The organism is Mesorhizobium sp. C277A (assembly GCF_040324395.1).
Lineage (GTDB): Bacteria > Pseudomonadota > Alphaproteobacteria > Rhizobiales > Rhizobiaceae > Mesorhizobium.
Genome location: NZ_JAMYVW010000002.1, coordinates 5277670 through 5293819, shown reverse-complemented (window position 1 = coordinate 5293819; position 16150 = coordinate 5277670). Strand labels below are relative to the sequence as shown.

General features: G+C 65.0%; 14 protein-coding genes. 6 read left to right on the top strand and 8 right to left on the bottom strand.

What is annotated here, in order from left to right:
* The first annotated feature begins 12 nt into the window (after nt 1–12).
* From NKK52_RS26180 to NKK52_RS26160, 5 genes are all read left to right on the top strand, one after another.
* Nucleotides 13–717, top strand: coding sequence for a nucleotidyltransferase family protein (locus NKK52_RS26180; protein WP_031197320.1), 705 nt, complete (start codon nt 13–15; stop codon nt 715–717).
* Nucleotides 714–3851 carry a double-strand break repair protein AddB gene (gene addB / locus NKK52_RS26175; protein ID WP_023681398.1) on the top strand — a complete coding sequence of 1046 codons (3138 nt, stop codon included), beginning with the start codon at nt 714–716 and terminating at the stop codon, nt 3849–3851. The genes NKK52_RS26180 and addB overlap by 4 nt, the downstream gene beginning before the upstream one ends.
* A complete protein-coding gene (gene addA, locus NKK52_RS26170; RefSeq protein WP_023681397.1) occupies nt 3848–7366 on the top strand; it encodes a double-strand break repair helicase AddA in 3519 nt (1172 codons plus the stop codon). The genes addB and addA overlap by 4 nt, the downstream gene beginning before the upstream one ends.
* Nucleotides 7367–7439: 73 nt before the next feature.
* Nucleotides 7440–7763, top strand: a complete 324-nt coding sequence (gene trxA, locus NKK52_RS26165) for a thioredoxin (RefSeq protein ID WP_023672297.1) — start codon at nt 7440–7442, stop codon at nt 7761–7763.
* Nucleotides 7764–7895: 132 nt separating this feature from the next.
* Nucleotides 7896–8177 (top strand): cupin domain-containing protein, encoded by a 282-nt coding sequence (locus NKK52_RS26160; protein ID WP_023681396.1) that lies wholly within the window; start codon nt 7896–7898, stop codon nt 8175–8177.
* Nucleotides 8178–8614: 437 nt separating this feature from the next.
* Here NKK52_RS26160 and NKK52_RS26155 read toward each other — a convergent pair whose 3' ends face one another.
* The 6 genes from NKK52_RS26155 to NKK52_RS26130 form a co-directional block, all read right to left on the bottom strand.
* The gene (locus tag NKK52_RS26155) at nt 8615–9034 is read right to left on the bottom strand and encodes a VOC family protein (RefSeq protein ID WP_023681395.1); all 420 of its coding nucleotides are present in this window, start codon (nt 9032–9034) and stop codon (nt 8615–8617) included.
* A 26-nt stretch (nt 9035–9060) separates the two neighbouring features.
* On the bottom strand, nt 9061–10386 hold the full coding sequence (locus tag NKK52_RS26150) for a bifunctional folylpolyglutamate synthase/dihydrofolate synthase (protein WP_023672293.1): 1326 nt from the start codon (nt 10384–10386) through the stop codon (nt 9061–9063).
* A gap of 62 nt (nt 10387–10448) precedes the next feature.
* On the bottom strand, nt 10449–11375 hold the full coding sequence (gene accD, locus NKK52_RS26145; RefSeq protein WP_023672292.1) for an acetyl-CoA carboxylase, carboxyltransferase subunit beta: 927 nt from the start codon (nt 11373–11375) through the stop codon (nt 10449–10451).
* 101 nt (nt 11376–11476) lie between these two features.
* Nucleotides 11477–12316 (bottom strand): tryptophan synthase subunit alpha, encoded by an 840-nt coding sequence (trpA, locus tag NKK52_RS26140; RefSeq protein ID WP_023681394.1) that lies wholly within the window; start codon nt 12314–12316, stop codon nt 11477–11479.
* 2 nt (nt 12317–12318) lie between these two features.
* Nucleotides 12319–13569 (bottom strand): tryptophan synthase subunit beta, encoded by a 1251-nt coding sequence (gene trpB / locus NKK52_RS26135; protein WP_023681393.1) that lies wholly within the window; start codon nt 13567–13569, stop codon nt 12319–12321.
* Between the two features lie 90 nt (nt 13570–13659).
* Entirely contained in the window at nt 13660–14319 is a 660-nt protein-coding gene (locus NKK52_RS26130) for a phosphoribosylanthranilate isomerase (RefSeq protein WP_023681392.1), read from the bottom strand.
* A 109-nt stretch (nt 14320–14428) separates the two neighbouring features.
* Between NKK52_RS26130 and NKK52_RS26125 the strand changes: the two genes are divergently transcribed.
* On the top strand, nt 14429–14647 hold the full coding sequence (locus NKK52_RS26125) for a hypothetical protein (protein ID WP_023672288.1): 219 nt from the start codon (nt 14429–14431) through the stop codon (nt 14645–14647).
* Nucleotides 14648–14665: 18 nt separating this feature from the next.
* On the opposite strand, the gene NKK52_RS26120 is transcribed toward NKK52_RS26125, so the two are convergent.
* Entirely contained in the window at nt 14666–15424 is a 759-nt protein-coding gene (locus NKK52_RS26120) for a M48 family metallopeptidase (RefSeq protein WP_023681391.1), read from the bottom strand.
* A gap of 198 nt (nt 15425–15622) precedes the next feature.
* Nucleotides 15623–16108: a DUF2852 domain-containing protein gene (locus tag NKK52_RS26115; protein WP_023672286.1), complete on the bottom strand. Its 486-nt coding sequence runs from the start codon at nt 16106–16108 to the stop codon at nt 15623–15625.
* Nucleotides 16109–16150 lie beyond the last annotated feature (42 nt).

The window sequence follows — 16150 nt, the reverse complement described above, 5'->3', positions numbered from 1 at the left end:
TTGACCACAGCGATGGTGCTGGCGGCGGGTCTTGGCAAGCGCATGCGGCCGATCACCGACACCATGCCGAAGCCGCTGGTGCGGATCGCCGGCAGGACCTTGCTCGACTGGGGGCTGGACAGTCTCGAAGCGGCCGGCGTCGAGAAAGCCATCGTCAACGTGCACTATCTGCCGGACCAGATCGTCGCCCATATCGCCCACAGGCGGGCGCCAAAGATCGTCATTTCCGACGAGCGCGACGCACTGCTGAATTCGGCGGGTGGCATCGTCAAGGCATTGCCGCTGCTGGGCAGCGACCCCTTCTACATCATCAACGCCGATACGTTCTGGATCGACAGCGGCCAGCCCAGCCTCGAGCGCCTTGCCCTTGCATGGGACGGCGCGAAAATGGATATTCTGCTGATGCTTACCGATCTCGACTCGGCCACCGGACACGGTGTCGGCACGGATTTCCTGATGGCGCCGGATGGCGGCCTGCGGCGCTCGAAAGGCGATCCGGCCGGGTTGATCTATGCCGGAGCGGCAATCGTCAATCCCGCCATCTTCAGGGATGCGCCGGCCGGGGCGCATTCGCTCAACACCTATTTCGACAAGGCAATCGCCTCTGGCCGTCTGTTCGGCATGCAGATGCGCGGAAGCTGGATCACCGTCGGCACTCCCGACGCCATTCCGCAGGCGGAAGCGGCCGCCGCCGAAGCTCTCGCGAAGGTGGTATGAGCGGCGCGCGCCGCGTTCTTTCGATCCCGCCCGGAGCGCCATTCCTGCCGACTCTGGCCGAGGCCTTGCTGGCCGGACGGCTGGTGCCCGGCTTCCGGTTCGACGGCGATCCGCTGGCGCTGGCTGATGTCACCATCTATGTGCCGACACGGCGCGCGGCCCGTGCGCTGCGCGGCGCTTTTGTCGACGCGCTTTCGGGACCGGGGGGGAGCCGCCGTTCGGCGATCCTGCCGGTCATCCGCCCGCTCGGAGAGTTCGACGAGGACGAAGCCGCCTTCGACGCCGGCACGCCGACCGAGCTTGAAATGGCGCCGCCGATCGCAGCCATCGAACGCCTGCTGCTACTGGCGCCGCTGGTGCGGGCCTGGAAGCGCACCTTGCCGGCGCATGTCCTTGATATGTTCAACGAAGAGATCGTCGTGCCGGCCTCCGCCGCCGATGCGATCTGGCTGGCGCGCGACCTCGCCCGGCTGATGGACGAGATCGAAACCGAAGGCACGGACTGGACCAGGCTTGCCGATCTGGTCACCGGCAATCTTGCCGGATGGTGGCTTGTGACGCTCGATTTCCTCCGTATCGTCACCGAGGCCTGGCCGAAATTGCTGGAGGAGCGCGACCGCTCCAACCCGGCCGCGCACCGCAATGCGCTGATCCGGCGCGAGGCGAAGCGGCTGGAACGCAACCCGCCCAAAGGCCCGGTGATCGCCGCCGGCTCGACGGGCTCTATTCCCGCCACGGCCGAACTGCTTGCCACGGTCGCCAGCCTGCCCAACGGCGCCGTGGTGCTGCCCGGGCTCGATGGGATGCTGGACGAACCGTCTTTTGCCGCGATTGGGGCGCCCGGTGCGCGGCCGGCACTGCTTGGCCACCCGCAATACGGCATGGCCAAGCTGATCGGCAAGATTGGCGTGCTGCGTGGCGATGTCGAGGAAGTGGTCTCCGCCGAGCCCGCACTGGCGCTCCGCGCGGCCCTTGTCGGCGAGGCGCTGCGGCCGGCCGAGACCACGGAATTATGGGCCGAGACCCGCATATGCTTCAACGCCGTAGACATCGCCGAGGCCTTCGCCGACGTGACGCTGATCGAAGCCGCCAGCGAACGCGACGAGGCGGCGGCGATCGCCATCGCGCTGAAAACCGCCGTGGAACAGCCGGGACTAAGGGCAGCGCTCGTTACCGGCGACCGCTGGCTGGCGCGGCGCGTCTCGGCCGAGCTGTTGCGCTTCGGCGTGATCGCCGACGATTCCGGCGGCACGCCGCTCGCCAACACGCCTGCCGCCAGCCTGCTGCGGCTCACACTTCAAGCGGTATTCCGGCCCGGCGATCCCGTCGGCCTTTTGTCGCTGCTCAAGCATCCGCTGCTCGGGCTCGGACTTGAGCGCACCGGCGTGCGCCATGCCGCCGAGCTCATCGAACTCGTGGCGCTGCGCGGCGGCACCGGACGCCCCGACATCGCCTCTTTGCCAGCACTGTTCGAGGAGCGTCTCGCCGGGCTGAGCGGGGACAAGCGCCAGCCCTTCTGGTTTTCGCGCCTGAGCGGGCGCGGCATCGACGATGCCCGCGATATGCTGAGCCGGCTTGTGACGGCACTGGCGCCGCTGACCGCCTTTCGCGGTGAAGAGAACGCCGATCTCGTCGCGTTGACCAGAGCGAGCGTCGCCGCGCTGGAAAATCTCGGCCGCACGGCGGAGGGCAGCCTGGCTGAATTTTATGCCGGCGACGCCGGCGAGAAACTCGCCGAGCTGCTGCGCGGTGTGGTCGCCGCGTCTGCATCGTTCGACTTCCCGGCCGACGAATGGCCTGATGTGATGGACGCGCTGATAGCACCGGAAACGGTCAAGCCCGGGCAAGGCACAGACCGCAACATTGCCATATGGGGCGCGCTGGAGGCACGGCTGCAGAACGTCGACACGCTGGTCATTGGCGCGCTGAATGAAGGCGTGTGGCCACGCAAGCCGGAAAGCGACCGCTTCATGTCGCGGCTGATGAAGACCGGCATCGACCTCGAGCCGCCCGAACGGCGCATCGGCCTTGCCGCCCACGATTTCCAGATGGCGATGGGGGCGAAAAAGGTGGTGCTGACGCGCTCCGCCCGAGCCGGCGACGCACCGGCGGTGCCGTCGCGCTGGTTGCAGCGCATCCTCACCTTCATCGGCAAGGATCCGGCCGCCGCACTGCGCGGGCGCGGCGACGAATTGCTTGCCTGGGCGCGCGCGCTCGATGCCGGCGAGCGGCAGCATTTCGCGCCGCGACCGCAGCCGAAACCGCCGCTGAGCATGCGGCCCACCCACTTCTCGGTGACCGAGATCGAGACGCTGCGCCGCGACCCCTATGCGGTCTACGCCAGGCGTATTCTGAGCCTTCTGCCGCTCGAACCGGTGATCCGCGACCCCGGTGCCGCCGAGCGCGGCACGCTGTTTCATGACATCCTGCATCTGTTCTCGACAGAGGTGGCGGATCCCCGCGCGCCCGAAGCTCTGGAACGCCTCATCGCTGCCGGCCGGACCTGCTTTGCCGAGATCGCCCTGCCCGCCGACGTCGAGGCTGTGTGGTGGCCGCGCTTCGAAAAGCTTGCCGCCAACATCATCGAATGGGAGCGCGGCCGCGCTCCCGCCGTCGCCCGGCGGCATGCCGAGGAGCGCGCCGAAAAGACCGCTGTCGGCCGCACCGGCGTGACGCTGTCCGGCTATGCCGACCGCGTCGACCTTTTGGCCGGTGGCATGGCCGACATTCTCGACTACAAGACCGGCTCGTCCCCGTCCAAGGCGCAGGCCCACACGCTGCTGGCGCCACAGCTGGCGCTCGAAGGGGCGCTGCTCCGGCGCGGCGCCTTCAAGGGGCTTGGCGCGCGCGAGCCCTCCCAGCTCGCATTCGTGCGGCTGAAGCCGAATGGCGAAGTGTTCGAGGAATCCATCCTCGACTACAACCGCCAGCCTCGGACCGCCGAAGACCTCGCCGAGGAGGCTTGGGCGCGGTTGGAAAAGCTGCTGGTCCACTATGCCGATCCGACGACCGGCTATCTGTCGCGGGCGCTGCCTTTTCGCGAGGGCGAGAGCGATGGCGATTACGATCATCTGGCGCGCGTGCTCGAATGGTCGGCCGGCGGCGACAGCGATGACGAGGCGGGGGAGGCATGAAAAAAGCCTATCCCATCCCCAGCGAAACCGCCGCCAGCCAGGCGCGCGCCTCCGACCCGAAGAACTCGGCCTGGGTGTCCGCCAATGCCGGCTCGGGCAAGACGCATGTGCTGGCCCAGCGCGTCATCCGGCTGCTGCTCAACGGCACCGATCCGTCGAAGATCCTGTGCCTGACCTATACGCGGGCGGCCGCCGCCAACATGTCGAACCGCGTGTTCTCGACCCTGTCGGAATGGACGGCGCTCGGCGATGCCGAGCTTGCCACAAAGATTGAGGCGGTGGACGGCCGCCGACCCGACCGCGACACGATGCGGCGGGCGCGCCGGCTGTTTGCCGAAGCGCTGGAAACGCCGGGCGGGCTGAAGATCCAGACCATCCACGCCTTCTGCGAATCGGTGCTGCACCAGTTTCCGCTGGAGGCCAACATCCCGGCGCATTTCGAAATGCTCGATCCGCAGATGGAGGCCTCGCTGTTTGCTGGCGCCCGCCGGGACATGATTTCGGGCACGTCAGCCGGAGACACCGGACTGGCCGAGGCCTTTGCCACCGTGCTGGAGCGCGGCGGCGAACACGGACTCGATGCGCTGCTCGCCGAAATCGTGCGCAAGCGCGACGGCTTACGCGGCTTCATCGGTGCGGTCCGGCGCGACGGCGGCGGCTTTCAGGCCCTGTTCGACGAATTCCATTTTCGCCCCGGGCAGAGCGCCGAAGACATAGCGGCATCGGTATGGCCGCTGCCGGGTTTCCTGCCGGACTTCTTTGCAGTGTTCGCCAGTGCCGCCGAGGCCGCCGACGCCCGCACCGTGCTCAACAATCTCTTGCCCTATGCCCGCTTGGCCTTTGCCGAGACGGACCCGACCCGCCGGCTGCAGATGCTCGGCAAAGCCTTTCTCAAGGCCGATGGCGACCCCTATGATCCCTCAAAGTTGTTCAAGAAGGCGCTGCTCGGCCGGCTGCCCGACCTTCCCGAGCGCTATCTGGCGGCCGTCAAGGCGATAACAGAGGTCTCCGACCGGCTGGCGCTGTTCCGGATGCTGGAAGGCACGGTCGCGGCGTTGACCATAGCCGACTGGCTGATCGTGCGGTACGAGCGCCTGAAGCGCAGCCGCGGCTTTCTCGACTTCAACGACCTCATCACCCGCACCGTCAACCTTCTGGCGCGGCCGGATGCCGGACCCTGGGTGCAGTACAAGCTCGACCAGGGTATCGACCACATCCTGCTGGACGAGGCGCAGGACACCAGCCCCGACCAATGGGAGGTGGTGAAGCGGCTGGCGGAGGAGTTCTTTGCCGGCCACGGCCAGCGCGGCACGACCAATCGCACGGTGTTCGCCGTCGGCGACGAAAAGCAGTCGATCTATTCCTTTCAGGGTGCCGCGCCGGATTCCTTCGCCGACAGCCGGCTCTTGTTTTCCGGACGCGTGAACGCCGCCAATGCTTCGTTTGCCGACCTGAAACTGACCTGGTCGTTCCGGTCGACCGACGACGTGCTTGCCGCCGTCGACCGCGTCTTTGCCGATCCGGGCGTGCGGCGCGGCATCAGCCATGACCCCGATCCGCTCGACCATAAGGCGATCCGCAACGACGCGCCTGGCTATGTCGAGGTCTGGCCGTCGCTCGGCGCTGACGCCGTCGAGGAGCCCGACGACTGGACGTTGCCGGTCAACCATGCCAGCGCGCCGGCTGTGCGGGTGGCCGAGCATGTGGCTGCGACCATCGAGGCCTGGCTCAAGGACCGCGAGATCATCGAGGGCAAGGGACGCAGGCTGAGGGCCGGCGACATTCTTGTGCTGGTGCGCAAGCGCGACCGCTTCGTCCATGCGCTGTCGCGCGCGCTGAAGGACCGCGATATTCCCGTCGCCGGCGCCGACCGGCTGAGCCTGCCCGGCCACATCGCGGTCAAGGACCTGATCGCACTCGGCCATTTCCTCATCCAGCCGCAGGATGACCTGTCGCTCGCCGCCGTGCTGCGCAGCCCGGTTTTCGACGTGTCGGAGGAGACGCTTTTTGCGCTTGGCGCCGGACGGCCAGCCGGAACATCGCTGATCGCCTCACTACGCCAGCATGCTGGCGACAATACCGCGCTGACCGATGTCGTTGCCCGGCTCGACGGCTGGGCCAACGAGGCGGCGTTCCGGCCGGTGTTCGAATTCTACGCCGGGGTGCTGGCGCGCGACGGCCTGCGCAAGAAGATGATCGCCCGGCTCGGCCCGGAGGCCGGCGATATTCTCGACGAGTTCCTGAGCTTCTGTCTGGCCGAAGAACGCACCGGCTTGCCGGGGCTGGAGGCTTTCCTGGCGACGCTGGAAAACACCGGCCCGGAGATCAAGCGCGAGATGGACCAGACGCGCGACGAGGTCCGCGTCATGACCGTGCATGCCGCCAAGGGCCTGGAAGCGCCTGTTGTCTTCCTGGTCGATGGCGGTTCGGCGCCGTTCAGCGACCAGCATCTGCCGCGGCTCATGCCGTTCGACGCTTCGGGCCGCAATTTCGACGGCAAGGGCTATCTCTGGCGCTCAGCCGCCGATGTCGCCAACGGCTTCTCAAAGGCAGCCTCGGCCAGGGCGCGGGAGCTTGCCGACGACGAATACCGGCGGCTGCTCTATGTCGGCATGACACGCGCCGAGGACCGGTTGATCGTCTGCGGCTATCACGGCAAGCGTCAGCCCAGCACCGGCACCTGGCATTCGATCGTCAGCCGCGCGCTGACAGGTGCACCCGAAAGCACCGAGCGCCGCCACCCCGCCAGCAGCGAGCCGGTGCATCGTTTCGTCATGAGCAAGCTTCCGCCGGTGGCGCAGGCGGCAGCCGACGAGTCGCGGCTGCCACAACAGGTGCTGCCGCTGCCGGTGGGCTTGTTCCGGCCCTTGCCGCCTTATGAGGAGCTGCCGCGCCCGCTGTCGCCTTCCGGCGCGTCGGCGCTGATCGACGAGGGCAAGGAAGCTGTTGTCGATACCCGCTCGCCGGTGCTGGACAGCGAGGCGGAGCCGGGCTTTGCGGTGATGCGCGGGCTGGCGCTGCACAAATTGCTGCAGATGCTGCCCGGCTTCCCCGAGGACGAACAGCAAGCAGCGGCGTTGCGATATCTCAGCCGTGCCGGCGCCGACTGGCCGGAGGCCGAGCGCAACAAGGCGCTGGCTTCGGTGATGGCGATCCTCAGAGATTCGCGTTTTGCCGGGCTGTTTTCGCCGTCGTCCCGCGCCGAAGTTGCTGTGATGGGCAGCCTTGAGGTCAAGGGCAGGCTGCGCTCGATCTCCGGCAAGATCGACCGGCTGGCGGTGACGCCCGGGCGCGTATCGATCGTCGACTACAAGACCAACCGGCCGGCGCCCGCAGGCCTGGCCCAGGTGCCGCCGGCCTATATCCTGCAGCTGGCGCTCTACCGCGCGCTGCTCCAGCCGCTTTACCCCGGCCGCGCGGTGACGGCAGCACTGCTGTTCACCGAGGCACCGAGGCTTATCGAACTGCCGGCGCAGGCGATGGATGACGCCCTTGCCCGACTCACGGGAGCGTGACACAAGTTCTGCTTGAAGAAGGGCTGCTCAACCACCACATTTGGTGCGAGATAAATTTCGAAAGGATTTTCGCATGGCCACCGTCAAGGTCGACAAGAGCAATTTCCAGGCGGATGTGCTCAACGCCTCGCAGCCCGTCGTCGTGGATTTCTGGGCCGAATGGTGCGGCCCCTGCAAGATGATCGGTCCGTCGCTGGAAGAGATCGCCAACGAACTCGGCGACAAGATCAAGATCGCCAAGCTGAACATCGACGAGAACCCTGAGCTTGCCGCCCAATTCGGCGTGCGCTCGATCCCGACGCTGATGATCTTCAAGGGCGGCGAAGTCGCCGACATGAAGGTCGGCGCCGCGCCGAAGACCGCGCTGTCGCATTGGATCAATGGCAGCCTCGCCTGAGCTGACTGATTTCCGAGATCCGAAGCCCGGCCCTCGCGCCGGGCTTTTTCTTTGGCGTCATCGCCCGACCGCCTCTGGCCCTCGCATCGGCGCACTCCATGTCATCTGCTTGTTGCAGGACAGGAGAGACAAATGACCGGATCCGCCAAGGCCACCGTCTTCATCGACAATGAGCGCGTCATCGTCACCGAATATCGCTTCCAGCCCGGCGACAACACCGGCTGGCACCGGCATGGCCATGACTACGTCGTGGTGCCGCTGATGGACGGCAAGGTGAAGCTGGTGACCAAGGACGGCGAGAGTTTTGCTGAAATGAAGAAGGGCGCGCCCTACTTCCGCAAGGAAGGCGTCGAGCACGACGTCATCAGCGCCAATGACGGCGAATACGCCTTCATCGAGATCGAGCTGAAATAGGCCTCAGACTGGTGCCGCGGCCGCCGATGTCTATTTAGTTTGAGCCACGGTTTTTTTGGCCTGCCTAGGCTTGCCGGGCTTCCGTCCGGTCGCGGGCTTCAGGACCTGCCCATATCCCTCTATAGCGCCCGTATACACACGATAGAGAAACGTCTCTCGGCTTACGCATACGCGACACTGGGCTGGCCGGATGCATCATTGGGGCGCGTCGGTCTGTGGGCCACTCGAACAATTGGGTGCGGTGGCTCGATGGCTCCCGGTAACATCACATGATCGCCGACCCGCGGAGCATATTCAAATATCAGCTCCTCCGGCGGGTCGTTGTCGACGGTAACAAGACACTTCACAACCATTCGAGCTTGCCTCCATGCTTGGCCAAGCATATCGGGGCTTCTGCCCGAGGGGCAACCGCCCGATAGATTCCCCGGGCCAAAATACTACCAGTCGGCGATGCGGTCGCCTCCGGTAAATTGCGCGCTTTTTGCGGTGTATTCGAACAGCTCGATCTTCACGCCGTTGGGGTCGCGGATCCAGGCCTGAAAAGTGTCGTCGCAGGCGTGCTTCTTGGCGGTGACGTCGATGCCCTTCGATTTGATATGGGCGATCGCCGCGTCGAGATCTTCGACTTCCAGGCAGAAATGGTTGATCTGGTTCTGCTCGCTGTATGCAGTGCCGTCCTTCTGGAACACCTCGACATGGCTGCGGCCGCCGCAATTGAGGTAGAAGCCGAAGACCTTGTCGTCGCGCAGGAAATTGAACTGCGTGTCGAGGCCAAGCACGTCGCGGTAGAAGCTTCGCGTCGCCTCCAGATCATGCGCGAAGATGCAGACATGGGCGAGTTGCTTGACCTTGATCATGATGGGCTCCTCGCAGTGAAATGGCTTCAGGTTGGCGGCGTGCCGTTTTCGGCCAGCACCGCGCCGGCGAGATATAACGACCCCCCGATCAGGATGCGTGGCGCCGGCCCGTCCCAGGTGTCGCGCAGCAGCATCAGCGCACTGGCGACGGAACTGACCGGTTCGGCCGTGAGGCCGGCTTCGGTCGCCCGCACCGCCAGCTCGTCATTCGGCACGCCGGCATCGCTCATGCTCACCGGCACGGTGTAGACGTGCCGAGCCAGGCCCTTGAAGGCGTGGAAGTAGCCGCTCTGGTCCTTGGTGTTGATCATGCCGGAGATCAGAAACAGCGGCCGCGGGTTCTTTTCCTCCTGCTCGGCCAGCGCCTCGGCAATGACCATGCCGGCGCCCGGATTGTGGCCGCCGTCGAGCCAGATGTCGGCGCCCTTGGGCGCCAGCTCCATCAGCCGGCCCTGTACCAGTTTCTGCATGCGGCCCGGCCATGCGACGCTCGCCATCGCCTTCTCAGTGGCGCGATGACTGATTTCGAAACCGGTGGCCTTGACGGCGGCAATCGCTGCCGCCGCATTGGCGAACTGGTGGCGCCCGGGCAGGCGCGGTGGCGGCAGGTCCATCAGCCCGTCCTCATCCTGATAGACCATGCGGCCGTTTTCCTCGAAGGCGAGAAAATCCTGGCCGTAGACGAAGGTCGGGCAATCCAGCCGCTCGGCGGTTTCGATCAGCACTTGCAGCGCCGTCTCGCTCTCCTGCGCGCCGATGACCACCGGGCAGCCGCGCTTCATGATGCCGGCCTTTTCGGCGGCGATCAGTTCGACCCGGTCGCCGAGATAGGCTTCGTGATCCATCGACACCGGCATGATCACCGACACCGCCGGCCGGGCAACGACATTGGTGGCGTCGAAGCGGCCGCCAAGGCCGACCTCGATGATGGCGGCGGCAGCCGGATGCTCGGAAAACAGGATGAAGGTGACGGCGGTTAGGATTTCGAAGACGGTGATCTTCTGGCCGGCATTGGCCCGGGCGACGCGGGCGATGGCCTCGGCGAAGGTCTCGTCGTCGACCAGCCGGCCGCCGCCCTCGGCCGCCAGCCGGTAGCGCTCGGCCCAGTTCACCAGATGCGGCGAAGTGTGGACATGGACAAGGTGGCCGCCGGCTTCGAGCAGCGCGCGCGAAAAGGCCGCGCACGAGCCCTTACCGTTGGTGCCGGCGATATGGATGACCGGCGGCAGCCGCTCCTGCGGATTGCCGAGGCGTTCGAGCAGCCTTGTGATGCGGTCGAGCGAAAGGTCGAAGCCTTTCGGATGCAGCGCCATCAGGGCTTCGATTTCACGATCTGCGGCAAGCGTTGTCATGAGCGAATCCTACGCATGCGCGCAGGTGCACGCAATCGCGGTTTGCGGCCAGAAATGTCGCGTCAGGCTTGCGGGCGGGCTTCCGTCGGGATGACCGACGGCGGCAGGATTTCCGGCTCCAGCGGCTTTTGCTCCTGCGGCAGTTTGAGCAGGATTTTCAACAGCCGTGAAATCGTCTCGCGCAGTTCCAGCCGCGACACCACCATATCGACCATGCCGTGCTCCATCAGATATTCGGAGCGCTGGAAACCGTCCGGCAGTTTCTCCCGGATGGTCTGCTCGATGACGCGCGGGCCGGCAAAGCCGATCAGCGCGCCGGGCTCGGCAATGTGGACGTCTCCCAGCATGGCGTAGGAGGCGGTAACGCCGCCGGTGGTCGGGTTGGTCAAGACGACGATGTATGGCAGGCCGGCTTCCTTCAGCCGGTCGACGCCGATCGTGGTGCGCGGTAACTGCATCAGGGACAGAATGCCTTCCTGCATGCGCGCGCCACCGGAGGCGGCAAACAGGATCAGCGGCCGCTTGCGCTGCAAGGCGACCTCGAAACCGTGCACAATGGCGTCACCCGCGGCCATGCCGAGCGAGCCGCCCATGAAGGCGAAATCCTGCACCGTCACCACAACCGGCAGGCCTTTGACCGTGCCCAGCGCGTTGATGATGGCGTCTTCCAGGCCGGTCTTGGCCTTGGCGTCCTTCAGCCGGTCCGTGTAGCGCTTCTCGTCGCGGAACTTGAGCGGGTCCTGCATGACCTTGGGGTTCTCAAGCTGCTCGTATTTGCCGTCGTCGAGGAAGAATTTCAGCCGTTCCTTGGCCGAAATCTTCATGTGATGGCCCGATGACGGGATGACGAACTGGTTGGATTCCAGGTCCTTGTGAAACACCATCTCGCCGGTCTCGGGATCCTTGATCCAGAGATTCTCGGGCATGTCGGTGCGCCGACCGAGCATCGAATTGATCCTCGGGCGAACGTAATTGGTGATCCAGTTCATCGCTTCGGCTCCTGTCCTGACGAAGAGTTGGCTCGTGCATGTCGCCCAAAAGTGGGAACCGGTTTTGGGATAACGACTTGCACAAGGCCTAAGTAGGGAAACTATTCGGCAGCAGCAAGGCGGGCCGAACGCACGCCCTGAGACAGTCCGCTGACCAGGGTGGCGACGGCCTCGGCCGGGTCGGCGGTCTTCTCGCCCTTCGGTCCCAACACATTGGCGACCGCGTTGACGATCGCGGTGCCGACGACGACGCCATCGGCATTGGCGCCGATAATGCGCGCCTGCTCGGCGGTCTTGACGCCGAAGCCGACGCAGACCGGCAGATTGGTGTGGCCCTTGATGCGCTTGACCGCGGCGGCAACCTTGCCGGTGTCGGCCAAAGCCGAGCCGGTGATGCCGGTCATCGACACGTAATAGACGAAGCCCGACGTATTCTGCAGCACCTTGGGCAGGCGCTTGTCGTCGGTGGTCGGCGTTGCCAAGCGGATGAAGTTGATGCCGGCCTTCAGCGCCGGAATGCAGAGTTCTTCGTCCATCTCCGGTGGCAGGTCGACGACGATCAGCCCGTCAATGCCGCTGGCGATGGCGTCCTTGAGGAAGCGATCGACACCGTAGATGTAGATCGGGTTGTAGTAGCCCATCAGCACGATCGGCGTTTCATTGTCGGTGGCGCGGAAATCAGCCGCCGTCTTCAGCGTCTTGACCAGGGTCTGGCCACCTTTCAGCGCCCGCAGGCCAGCGGCCTGGATCGCCGGTCCATCGGCCATCGGATCGGAAAACGCCATGCCCATTTCAATGATGTCGGCGCCGGCCTTGGGCAGCGCCTTCATGATCGACAAAGCGGTGTCATAGTCGGGGTCGCCGCTCATGAAATAGGTGACGAGCGCCGGGCGGCCCTCGGCTTTCAGTTTTGCCATGCGGCGGTCGATGCGGGTCACCATGATCAGATCTCCATGCCCAGCATCGAGGCCACTGTGTGCACATCCTTGTCGCCGCGTCCCGACAGGTTGACGATGACGATCTGGTCCTTGTCCATATCAGGCACGATCTTCACCGCATGCGCGATGGCGTGGGCGGATTCCAGCGCCGGGATGATGCCTTCGACGCGCGTCGTCAGCTTGAAGGCTTCCAGCGCCTCGTCGTCGAGGATCGGCACATATTCGACGCGGCCGGAATCGCGCAGCCAGGAATGTTCGGGGCCGACGCCGGGATAGTCGAGGCCGGCTGAGATCGAATGGCCGTCGAGGATCTGGCCGTCGGCGTTCTGCAAGAGATAGGTGCGGTTGCCGTGCAGCACGCCGGGCGCGCCGGCATTCATCGAGGCGCAATGCTCGATGCCGTCAAGGCCGCGGCCGCCGGCTTCGATGCCGATGATGCGGACTTCTTTGTCATCCAGGAACGGATGGAACAGGCCGATGGCGTTCGAGCCGCCGCCGACAGCCGCGATGATGGTGTCGGGTAGCCGGCCTTCCTGTTCGAGGATCTGGGCGCGCGCCTCGATGCCGATCACCGACTGGAAGTCGCGCACCAGCTCCGGATAGGGATGCGGGCCGGCGGCAGTGCCGATCAGGTAATAAGTGTCCTCGACATTGGTGACCCAGTCGCGCAACGCTTCGTTCATGGCGTCCTTCAGCGTGCCGTGACCGGCGGTCACCGGCCGCACTTCGGCGCCGAGCAGCTTCATGCGGAAGACGTTGGGGCTTTGGCGGGCGACATCGGTGGCGCCCATATAAACGACGCAGGGAAAGCCGAAGCGCGCCGCGACCGTGGCCGCGGCAACGCCGTGCTGACCAGCGCCCGTCTCGGCGATGATGCGCTTCTTGCCCATGCGCTTGGCCAGCAGGATCTGGCCGAGGCAGTTGTTGATCTTGTGCGAACCGGTGTGGTTCAAATCCTCGCGCTTGAAGTAGACTTTGGCGCCGCCCCCGAGGCCCTTCGCCGAGGAAACCTCACGAAGGTGTTTTGTGAGCCCTTCGGCGAAATACAGCTTTGATGGCCGACCGGCATAATGGGTCGACAGGTCGGTCAGTTCGGCCTTGAAGTCCGGATCGTTCTTGACCTCGTTCCAGTGCCGTTCGAGGTCGAGGATCAGCGGCATCAGCGTCTCGGCCACGAAGCGGCCCCCGAAGATGCCGAACATGCCCTGTTCGTCGGGTCCCGTGCGGAAGGAATTGGGTGTCGCCGGCTTGTTCATCGCCGATCTCCTGGTCTTGGTTCTGAGCATGTCTTATCGGAAAACCGGTTCCCACTTCTCCGGAACATGCTCGGGTTCGAAAGAAGTGCCTCAGGCAGCGCGGTCGTCGCGCGCGGCCCTGACGGCCCGGAAGAACTGCTCGATCAGCGCCGGATCCTTGACGCCCGGGCCGCTTTCCACCCCCGACGAAATGTCTATCGCGGGCGGATTGGCTGATATCAGGGCGTCGCCGATATTGGCGGCGTTGAGCCCACCGGAAAGCATGTAATCGAGCCCGGCGTCAAGGCCGGCCAGGATGCGCCAGTCAAAGGCGACGCCATTGCCGCCCGGAAGTTGCGAGCCCTTTGGTGGCTTGGCATCGAACATGAAGCGATCGGCAACGCCGATGAACGGCTTTAGCCGCTCGAGATCGGCTACCTCACTGACGGAGAACACCTTCATGACAGGCAGGCCGTAGCGAGCTTTCACCTCGGCCACCCGCTCGGGCGTCTCCGTGCCGTGCAACTGCAGCATGTCGGGGCGCATCTTTGCGACGATCTCATCCAGGAACGCGTCATCGGCATCGACCGTCACGGCGACCGCCCTGGCCTTGCCGATTGCCGCCTCGCGCAGGCGGCCGGCTGCCGCAGGCTCGACATAGCGCGGGCTTTTAGCAAAGAAGATGAAGCCGACATGGCTGGCGCCGCCGGCCAGGGCCGCGGCCATTGCCTCATCGGTCTTCAATCCACAGATCTTGATATCGAGCGCCATGGCGCGGGGCTTGGCACGAAACCGGCCAAGAGTCGAGAAAAAGCATGCTGTTTGCCGGCAACGCCAAAGGCGCTACCTATTGATGGGAGAAGCAAGGCGGAGCAGACGAATGGCCGACCAGAGCATAGCCGAACTCAGGCAGAAGATCGCGCAAGCGCGCGACGTCATCGCCCATCTGATGCAAAAGGCCGCCTTCGACGGGGCGGAAGCGCACCGGGTCCTGGATTATTTCGGCAGCGATGCGTTCGAGCAGAATTTCCTGCCATGGCCGCGCCATGGCGACGAAGGGCTGCGGCCTGAAGAGCTTAATGCGGCCAATGATGATTGAGCGCGCCGCCGGCGAAGGCTAATCGAACACAATCGCCTGCAATGCCCCACCATTCCGCTTCAGCCAGTCCTTGCAGCGGTCGGTGTCGGGGCAGAGCTGCTCGCACAGTTTCCAGAATTTCGGGCCGTGGTTCATCTCCTTGAGATGCGCCACCTCATGCGCGACCAAGTAGTTTATCACCGGCGTCGGCGCCATCATGATGCGCCATGAGAAGGACAAATTGCCGTCGGAAGTGCAGGAGCCCCAGCGGCTCGACGTGTCCTTGAAGCGGATAGCCTTGGCGCGCTTGCCGATGGCCTCGGTATGCTTGACCACCAGCTTCTCGATGTCCTTCTTGGCCTCGCGCCTGAGGAAATCGGCGATGCGGCGCGGCAAATGTATGCGCTCGCCATGGACGATCAGCAGCGGACCGCGCTCGTCGCGCGACACGGTGACGGTGCCGCGTTTCGACGGTTCGTGGACGATGCGATGCGCGACGCCGCGTATCGGGATCTTGATGCCGGGGCGCACTTGCGGCCGTGTCGGTACCTTGGCCAGACGCTGCTCCAGCCAGCCCTGATGGCGGTGAAGGAATTTCTCCACCTCGCCGCGGCGCAGGCCCGGCGGCACGGTGATGCGCAGCCCCTGGCCGCCCGAATCGATGCGCAGCGTCAGCCGCCGTGCGCGGGCGCTCTCGACGATCCTGAGCGGCAGTGTGCGGCCGGCAACGACGTGCTCTCGCTCTTCGACAGGCGAGGGTTTTGGTTTGGTCAGGTTGCGGAAAAAGCCGAAGGACATGGCTGAACGATACGCGATTCGAGGAAAACGACCAGAACAAAAAAGAAACGGCGCCGCTCGCGCGACGCCGTCCATCATGCCAAGGCCTGTCTTAGAGCGCCGCGCGTCTCTGACGCGCAAAGGACGCTGTAGCACTCTAATTCGGCGCATGAACCTTTCCGAAAATCGGTTTCGATTTTCGGGGTCATGCGCGCAGCCTCAGTCGTCAAGCAGGTTCGGGCCCTTGCGCTTGGGCGTCGCGGGCTTGGCCGTTTCGGCCGAGCCTGTCTTCGCAGGCGCTGTCGACTTGTTGCGGTTGGCCATGAAGCGGTCGAACTCGTCCTGGTCCTTGGCGCGGCGCAATTCGCGGGCGTACTCGTCGAACTCGCTCAGCATCTCATCGAGCTTGCGACGCTCTTCGGCGAGGCGTTCGAGTTCCTTCTCGCGCCAGTCGTCGAAAGCGACATTGCCGGTGCGGGCCGAACCGTGGCCCCAGCGCGCGGCCTTGTCGGAACCGCGACGGCAGCCGGCGAAGATGCCGTCGGTGGCCCGGTTGACGTCGCGCTTGAAGCCGTCAAGCCGGTCGCCCCAGATGATGTAGGCGAGCATGGCGAAGCCAAGCGGCCAGAACACCATGAAGCCGATCACCATCAGCGCGATGGTCGCCGGCGTCCAGGCCGGGCGGATCAATGCGGATGTGTTCATTTTCTCCCATTCCTTCGGTTGGAGACAGCCAAGAGCGGCTGC